We start from the raw sequence: 8082 nt of genomic DNA on the forward strand, positions 1-8082 counted from the left end.
GAATCGCGCAATCTTGCAAGCCTGTCATGCAGCCCGCAGTGTGCCATACATTCTATAATTCCGGCATGAATCAAATCGATATCCTGTTGCCGTTCGGCTTGCCGCCGGAAGATTTAGCCAAAGATCTATTGAGACAGTGCAAATCCCCGGCGCTTGCGACCTTGCTGGCACGTGCCAAGGTTTTACACACTGAAGAGTTAGATCCGTTTTCGCGCGCTCTTCCTCATGAAACCTGGCTTGCCAAAAAATTTCTTTCTCCGGGTTTTGAGCCGGAAACGAGTCCGCCAATCGCCGGAGCACAGTTGCGCCAGCACGGTTTGCAAGCCGACTCCGGTACATGGTTCATCGTGCAGCCTGTCCACTTCCACATCGCGCGCGACCATCTGGTATTGACCGACCCGCGGCAACTGAACCTGCCGGATGAAGAGTCGCGCATCCTGTTCGAAGCTGCCCGCCCGCTGTTTGAAGAAGCCGGCAAGACGCTGGTCTATGGCGATGCCGCGACCTGGTTCGTGCAGGCCGATGACTGGCATGGCCTGCGAACCGCCACGCCGGATGCTGCTTGCGGCCACAACATCGATATCTGGATGCCCAAAGGCGACGCAGAACTGGCCTGGCGCAAATTGCAAAATGAAGTGCAAATGCACTGGCACATGCATGAGCTGAATGCCCAACGCGAGGCACGCGGCGCCAAGATGGTCAATTCGCTATGGCTGTGGGGCGGCTCTACCGTCTCGCATGGCGCGCAAGCTTCGAAGACGGCACCTTATTCCGAGACGTTCAATCTGCGCGGATGGACAGCCGCGCTGGGCGCTGCATCAACGAAGGACAACAGCGATTGCTATGCCATCGACACCATCCTGGCGCAACCCAGGCAAGGCCTGGTCATGATCGATGCGCTGCTGACGTCGTCGCTGGCATCGGACTGGGGCTCCTGGCTGCAAATCATGGAAATGCTGGATACCGAGTGGTTCACGCTTTATGTGTCGGCCCTGCAGGGCGGCAGGCTGCAGCGCGTGAACCTCATTCTCACCAACAATACCAGGCTGGCGGAATTCAGCGTCAGCCGGAATTCGCTGCGCAAATTCTGGGTCAAGCCGAATCTGAACAGGCTGCTGCCATGACCCGGATCGCGACTCGTTCCTATAGCATCCGCACCGCGGAATTACTGCGCCAGAGCGGCGTCCATCCGGTGCTGGCGCGCCTGTTCGCAGCGCGCGGACTGACTGATATGCGCGAACTGGGAAGCGAATTGAACGCCCTGATTCCGCCTTCGAACCTGACCCACGTGGAAGCGGCGGCCGTGTATCTGGCCGATGCCATCGATGCCGGCAAAAAGCTGGTGATCGTCGCCGACTATGACTGCGACGGCGCCACCGCTTGCGCCGTTGCGCTGCGCGGCTTGCGCATGCTGGGCGCGCGGGTGGATTACATCGTCCCTAACCGTTTCGAGTATGGCTATGGCCTGACGCCCGAAATCGTCGAACTGACGGTGCGCGAAAAATCGCCGGACGTGATCCTCACGGTCGACAATGGCATCGCCAGCATCGATGGCGTGGATGAAGCGAACCGGCGCGGCATCGACGTCGTGGTGACCGACCATCACTTGCCCGGCGACCGCCTGCCGGCTGCGCGCGTGATCGTCAATCCGAACCAGCCGCACTGCGGATTCCCCAGCAAGAACCTGGCTGGCGTGGGCGTGATGTTTTACGTATTGCTGGCGCTGCGTGCCGAGATGCGCCGCCGCGGCGTGTTTGATGCGCAAAACCAGCCGCGCCTGGATGCCCTGCTCGACCTGGTGGCGCTGGGCACGGTAGCCGACGTCGTCAAGCTCGACGCCAACAATCGTATCCTGGTGGCGCAAGGCTTAAAGCGCATGCGCACCGGCCGGATGCAGCCGGGCGTGGCCGCGCTGTTTCGCGCCGCCGGACGCGAAGCCCGGCGCGCCTCGCCGTTCGATCTCGGCTTTGGCCTGGGACCGCGCCTGAATGCCGCCGGGCGCCTGGCCGACATGTCGCTCGGTATCGAATGCCTGACCACCGATGACGAAGGCCGCGCCTGGTCTATCGCCACCCAGCTCGACACCATCAACCGCGATCGCCGCGAAATCGAGGCCGGCATGCAGGATACCGCCATGGCGCTGCTGGACGACTTCGACCCGGCCAATCGCTCGACGATTACCGTGTTCGACGCCAACTGGCACCAGGGCGTGATCGGCATCGTCGCCTCGCGCCTGAAGGACAAATTTTACCGACCGACCATCACTTTCGCGCCGGCCGGGGATGGCATCAATGTCAAGGGATCGGGACGCTCGATTGCAGGTTTTCATTTGCGCGATGCACTGGACCTGGTATCCAAGCGCGCACCGACACTGATCGAGAAATTTGGTGGTCATGCGATGGCAGCGGGGCTCACCGTCAAGGCGGAAGGCTTCGATGCCTTTGCTCATGCTTTCGAGGATGTCGGGCGCGAGTGGCTGAGCACCAATCAGCTGGAACGCGTCATTGAAACCGATGGCACGCTGGAAGATGCGTATTTCACGCCGCAATTCGTCAGCCTGCTGGAGGAACAGGTCTGGGGACAGGGATTCGCCGCGCCGGTGTTTTGCGATATTTTCAGGGTCATCAACCAGCGCGTGCTCAAGGATAAGCATCTCAAGCTCTTGCTGGAAAAGGATGGCCGCCGCTATGACGCCATCTGGTTCGGCCACGCGGCTGCGCTGCCGGAGCGGATCGAAGTGGCCTTCCGGCTCGATAACAATGAATACAATGGCGTCACGCGCGTGCAGTTGCTGGTCGAGCATGCGCAAGCTGCGTAAGTAGCAGCGCTGGTACTTCGCCAGCGCTTTGGCGGCATTTTGCGCAGCAGTCTTAGGCGGACAATGCACCCGCTTACGCCTTTGCTTAGCAAACTTCCCTATCCGGAAAGATTTCACGAGACGGTGTGACTCAAGTCTCCTGCCGACGCGCCTCTGCCAGCGCGATAGTCAGGTGCTGCACTTTCTTTTTCAGCTGATCGCGCTCTTCGGTGAGTTCCGCAACCAGCTGGTTCAGGCGATGGATTTCCAACTGATCCGGCGTTGCATCGGCAGGCGGCGGCACAGGCTCCGGCTTCGGCGGGCGTTTGCTTTCGCGGACTTCCCGCGCCAGCTGTTGCAATTCCTTCTTGCCGCCCGCGACGGCCGCCACCTGTTTTTCACTCGGCAGCGATGCCACGGCAGCGGCCGCATTAATGGAAATCACGCCGCTCTTGACCGCGCTGACCAGCTCGGGCGCGGCAGTCTTTTGGATTTTTTCGATTTGCCCCAGCGTCGCACTGCTGACCCGCGCCGCACGGGCCAGCGCCTCGCGTGAAATCGGCGGAGCAGTCGGACGGGCAGGAGCCTCCGCGCCTGCTGGCTGCGCCGCCGACTGATCAGCCTCGGACGGCTCCACCGCCTTTTCCGCCTGTGATTCGAGCTCTGCCAGGCGCGTGGCCAGGATTTCCTTTTTGCGCAACGCCAGCACGCCGCGCTGGAAATCCGACACGCTGCGCCGGCCAAGATGGTTATCGATCATCCACAGATGCACGTCATCCATGGATTTGAAAGTCGTGTTCTGAATCGTATTGAAAGGAATACCATGTTTCTGGCAAATGCTGTAGCGGTTATGGCCATCCACCAGCAAGTCGCCCCACAGCACCAGCGCATCGCGGCAGCCTTCGGCCAGCAGGCTGCGCTCAAGGGCTGTGTATTCATCTTCGGTCAGCGGATCGATATAAGCACGCAGTTCTTCGTTGATCTTGATGGTCATGACGTAGCACAGAAAATTACGGTAGCGGCGAAGTGTACACCGCGAGCGGCCTGTGCTGCGAACCGGCGCCAGCATTCGTACGTACGCAGCGCTCCCCGGAAATTGCGCCAGGCCGCGCATCTTTCCATTCTATCTGGCGCCGATCCCTGCTCTTGTGGCACGATCCAGCCTGGAACTGGGTAATATTCGGGGCATTGACCGCCCCCCCACAGCGCAAAGAAGGAAGAAGCATGACCAGCGGCGCCAGCCATGATCCGGAAGACATTGTCATCGACTTGATACAATTTTTGCATCAAGGGGCTTCGGCCGACGATTTCTCCACTCAACTCTCGAAAATCGAGTCGCTTCCAGCTTCTGACACATTGCGCAAAACGCGGCTCGCCGAATGCGTCCGGATGGCGATGGCTGTCCGCAACCGGCTTGAATTGCAAAAACAGCGGGAACAGGCGCTTCTGGCTGTCATTGAATCCGCCCAGGATCTGTCCAGTCGACTCGATCACATGGAATTGCTTCACGCAATCGTAACGCGCGCACGCAATCTATTGGGATCACATGTCGCCTGGCTATCGGTATACAAGGAGGAAATCGAAGAATTTCAGGCGCAGGTCACCGATGGCGCGCTTGCCGAAAGCACGGACAGAATGACTGCGCGCAGAGGTATCGGCATCGCGGGCATTGTCATGTCGACTCGCCGCCCGTTCACGACGTCTGATTATCTCAACGACGACAGATTTGAACATACTGCCAACCTGGATGAAACATTTGCCAAGGAAGACATTGCGGCACTAGTCGGCGTTCCGCTGCTTTCCGATGGCGAAGTCACGGGCTTGCTGTTCGTAGGCGACCGCTACCAACGTACCTACTCTGCGCTGGAAGTGTCGATTCTGTCCACCCTGGCGACGCATGCCGCGGTAGCCGTGAAAAATGCAAAGGCATTCGAACTGGCGAATACCGCCCTCAGAAATAGCGACGAGGCCCGTGCTGAACTGGAACGCAACAATCGCAACATACAGGCAGCAGCCGAAGCCCACGAGCAGTTGACGTCATTGCTGGCACAAGGCGCTTCGCTTTCCAGGATATCTGAAACGGTTGCGCATCTGCTCGGCGGCAGTGTGCTTGTGGTTGACGAGGCATTTCAGCCGATTAGCCATGGCGCGGCTGCCGGCTACGCCAGCATTGCCGCAGCCACTTATACACCTTATGGCGACCGCAGCAGCGACATCATTGCCGCGGCAAGGGAAAGCCGCAAGGCAGGACGCTCCGTTCTCGCCTATAAAGACAGCGATGAGCAATGCAGGGTGATCTCGGTAACGGGGGGCGACGATGTGCTGGGATCCGTGCTGCTTTTTTGCAAAGACGACTTGAGTGAAATCGCGATACGCACCTTCGAGCGAAGCTCAAGTATCGTCGGCATTGCCTTGCTCTCCCAGGAGCGCATGGAAATCAACAAGACGCGCGACGTCTCGGCGCTGCTACGCAACCTTCTGTCGCCGCGCCAGCACGAGCCAACATTGACTTATCAGCAGGCGGAGCGATTCGGCCTTGATCTCTCACAGCCGCTTTCGCTGATACTGATCGAGACAGACGATACCAAGGCCGGATATCTTGCAAGGAGACTCAGGGGCAGCGCCGGATTTGCCGGCACGGTGTTGGACGAGGTCGATGGCCTGGTAGTGATGGTATGCGCGACACTGCACGCGACTGAACTTGTCAAGTCATGCGTCTCCCTTATCAAGGGAGAACTGGCCGGCAGTTATCGGGGCGTGGTTTCCAAACCGGTGCTGAATGCGGAACAGCTTCCTGCCCAATACGAGGCAAGCAGGCGCGCGTTATCGGTTGCCAAGCGCCTGGGGATGACAGGAAAAATAATCGAGCAGGCTGAACTGGCGCTCTATTCCGTGCTCTTTGAAACGCATGATCAGGCCAGTCTCAAGGCATTCCAGGACAACACCATCGGCGCGCTGGTTTCCTATGACCGCAAGCGTTCATCCGATTTGACCAGCACGCTGTTCTGCTACTTCGACAGCAATCAGAATGCGAGCGTTGCAGCCAAACGCATGAATATCCATGTCAATACCATGCGCCAGCGTCTGGCCAGCATCGAAGAAATCATCGGGCACTGGGGCAATGCCACGCGGTCTCTGGAGATTCACATGGCTTTACGCTTGTGGAATCTGAGCAGGGACAACAAAGATGACGCGCCGCCCGCGGAACGCTTTGACCGACCTTGAAGACTGCCGCCTGCGTACCGGTTTGCTCGATGCATCCCGATACGCTTAACCTGCGGCGACCTTAAAATGCGACGGCATCCTTGCCTTTCAGGCCCAGCATCGCTCGCGCCTCGTCCGGCGTCGCGATTTCCAGCGAAAGCTCTTCGAGGATCCGGCGAATCTTGCGCACCTGCTCCGCGCATGACTTGGCCAACTGGCCTTTGCCCAGGTAGAGGCTGTCTTCCAGGCCGACGCGGACATTGCCGCCCATGACCGCGCCCATGGTCAGCATCGACATCTGGTGACGGCCTGCGCCCAGGACCGAGAATCGGTAATTTTCCCGGCCGAACAGTCGATCCGCAGTAGTCCGCATCATCACCAGATTTTCCGGATCGGCTCCCATGCCGCCAAGGATGCCGTAGATGCTCTGAATGAACAGCGGCCCCTTGATCAATCCTTCATCGACGAAATGGGCAAGATTATAGAGATGGCCGACGTCGTAGCATTCGAACTCGAAGCGCGTGCCGCAATCCTCTCCCAGTACCTTCAGGATCTTCTTGATGTCCAGGAAGGTATTGCGGAAAATGAGGTCTTCCATGCCCTCGATATAGGGCTTTTCCCAGTCGTACTTCCAGCCAGTCATTTTGCGTGCAGCCGGGTGGATCGAAAAGTTCATCGATCCCATGTTCAGCGAGCACATTTCCGGCTTGGCCTGCAACGGATAGGCCAGGCGCTCTTCGAGCGTCATGCGCGTGCTGCCGCCGGTGGTGATGTTAATGACGGCATCGGTCGCTGCCTTAATACGCGGCACAAACTGATCGAATACCTTCGGGTCGGCCGTCGGGCTGCCGGTTTGCGGATCGCGCGCATGCAGATGCAGAATCGCAGCGCCGGCTTCGGCAGCCTCGATTGACTGTTCCATGATCTGGTCCGGGGTAATCGGCAGGTATTCCGACATGGTCGGCGTATGCACCGAGCCGGTTACTGCGCAAGAAATGATGACTTTATCGTGAGTTTTTGCCATGGCGGCCTCTATGAAAAATAAGGTTATTGGTAAATCCGGATCGCAATCGATCAGACTGCCAGCCACTCCGTGAGCAGCTTCTTGTCGGATGTCAGTTCTTCCGGCGTGCCTTCAAAAACGATGTTCCCGTGGCCCATCACGCAAACGCGCGTGGACACCTTGAGCGCGATCGCCAGCTTTTGCTCGACCAGCACCACCGACACGCCTTTATCCCGCATATCCTTGATGCATTCGCCTACCTGGGCGACGATCTTGGGCGCCAGGCCTTCGGTCGGCTCATCGATCAGAATGACCAGAGGATTCCCCAGCAGGGAGCGGCATATGGTCAGCATCTGCTGTTCGCCGCCCGACATGCTGCCCGCCTTGGTGTTGCGGCGCTCCTTCAGCCGAGGGAAATAGTCGAACATTTGCTCGACGGTCCATCGATAAGCACCGGGCACCGCCGGCTGTTCGCCCATCCGCAGATTCTCGTCAACGGTAAGATTGGCGAACACTTCGCGCTCTTCCGGCACGTAAGCGATGCCCGAGCGGCAAATGGTGTTGGGGCGCGCGCCGGCCAGCTCTTTGCCCTGCAGCTGAACCTGTCCGGCAGAAGGAGGGACCAGGCCCATGATGGATTTCATCGTCGTTGACCGTCCCGAGCCATTGCGGCCCAGCAGGCTGATCACCTCGCCACGCCCCACATCGAAGCTGACGCCCTGCAGGATATGACTCTTGCCGTAATGCGCATGCAAGTCCTTCACCTGCAGCAGCTGCGCACTTGAATTGGATTGCTTCATCTGGCTCATGCCGCCACCTCCGTGCCCAGATAGGCTTCCTGTACCTGTTTGTTGTTGCGGATGGCTTCCGGCGTACCCGTGGCAATCACCTGCCCGTACACCAGCACGCTGATGCGGTCGCACAGCGAGAACACCACATCCATGTCATGCTCGACGATCATCAGGGTGCGTCCCACCGACAGTTCGCGCAGCAGCTCGGCCGTGTAATCGGTCTCTTCGCGCGACATGCCCGCCATCGGCTCGTCCAGCAGCAAGACCTTGGGGTCGGACGCCAGCGT

The 8082-nt window shown here is 59.2% G+C and carries 8 protein-coding genes; 3 read left to right on the forward strand and 5 right to left on the reverse strand.

The genetic code is table 11. The features are described from left to right. Positions 1 to 65 precede the first annotated feature (65 nt). The gene (locus EDC30_RS13500; protein WP_132259367.1) at positions 66 to 1124 is read left to right on the forward strand and encodes a hypothetical protein; all 1059 of its coding nucleotides are present in this window, start codon (positions 66 to 68) and stop codon (positions 1122 to 1124) included. Next, positions 1121 to 2818, forward strand: coding sequence for a single-stranded-DNA-specific exonuclease RecJ (gene recJ, locus EDC30_RS13505; RefSeq protein ID WP_132259368.1), 1698 nt, complete (start codon positions 1121 to 1123; stop codon positions 2816 to 2818). Before EDC30_RS13500 ends, recJ begins: the two co-directional genes overlap by 4 nt. A 130-nt stretch (positions 2819 to 2948) precedes the next feature. Here the strand turns inward: recJ and EDC30_RS13510 are convergent, their stop codons facing one another. Continuing rightward, on the reverse strand, positions 2949 to 3791 hold the full coding sequence (locus EDC30_RS13510) for a ParB N-terminal domain-containing protein (protein WP_132259369.1): 843 nt from the start codon (positions 3789 to 3791) through the stop codon (positions 2949 to 2951). Then, entirely contained in the window at positions 3788 to 4291 is a 504-nt protein-coding gene (locus EDC30_RS19790) for a hypothetical protein (protein WP_243656783.1), read from the reverse strand. The genes EDC30_RS13510 and EDC30_RS19790 overlap by 4 nt, the downstream gene beginning before the upstream one ends. Here EDC30_RS19790 and EDC30_RS13515 point away from each other — a divergent pair, their 5' ends adjacent. Next, a complete protein-coding gene (locus EDC30_RS13515) occupies positions 4292 to 6022 on the forward strand; it encodes a helix-turn-helix domain-containing protein (RefSeq protein ID WP_243656784.1) in 1731 nt (576 codons plus the stop codon). Positions 6023 to 6083: 61 nt separating this feature from the next. Here the strand turns inward: EDC30_RS13515 and kce are convergent, their stop codons facing one another. The 3 genes from kce to EDC30_RS13530 all read right to left on the reverse strand — a co-directional run. Then, entirely contained in the window at positions 6084 to 7025 is a 942-nt protein-coding gene (kce, locus tag EDC30_RS13520; protein WP_132259371.1) for a 3,5-dioxohexanoate:acetyl-CoA acetone transferase, read from the reverse strand. Positions 7026 to 7075: 50 nt separating this feature from the next. Continuing rightward, entirely contained in the window at positions 7076 to 7813 is a 738-nt protein-coding gene (locus EDC30_RS13525; RefSeq protein WP_424446919.1) for a branched-chain amino acid ABC transporter ATP-binding protein, read from the reverse strand. Next, a partial coding sequence (locus EDC30_RS13530; protein WP_132258495.1) for an ABC transporter ATP-binding protein C-terminal domain-containing protein occupies positions 7810 to 8082 on the reverse strand: 273 nt, incomplete at its 5' end. The genes EDC30_RS13525 and EDC30_RS13530, both read right to left, overlap by 4 nt.

Origin of the sequence: Paucimonas lemoignei, assembly GCF_004342585.1 — a bacterium.
In the GTDB taxonomy this organism is placed as follows: domain Bacteria; phylum Pseudomonadota; class Gammaproteobacteria; order Burkholderiales; family Burkholderiaceae_D; genus Paucimonas; species Paucimonas lemoignei.

Bases quoted from the DNA above. Each gene is read 5' to 3' on its own strand.
- kce (WP_132259371.1), bottom strand. From the start codon at position 7,025: ATGGCAAAAACTCACGATAAAGTCATCATTTCTTGCGCAGTAACCGGC.
- EDC30_RS13525 (WP_424446919.1), bottom strand. From the start codon at position 7,813: ATGAGCCAGATGAAGCAATCCAATTCAAGTGCGCAGCTGCTGCAGGTG.
- recJ (WP_132259368.1), top strand. From the start codon at position 1,121: ATGACCCGGATCGCGACTCGTTCCTATAGCATCCGCACCGCGGAATTA.
- EDC30_RS13515 (WP_243656784.1), top strand. From the start codon at position 4,292: ATGGAATTGCTTCACGCAATCGTAACGCGCGCACGCAATCTATTGGGA.
- EDC30_RS13500 (WP_132259367.1), top strand. From the start codon at position 66: ATGAATCAAATCGATATCCTGTTGCCGTTCGGCTTGCCGCCGGAAGAT.
- EDC30_RS13510 (WP_132259369.1), bottom strand. From the start codon at position 3,791: ATGACCATCAAGATCAACGAAGAACTGCGTGCTTATATCGATCCGCTG.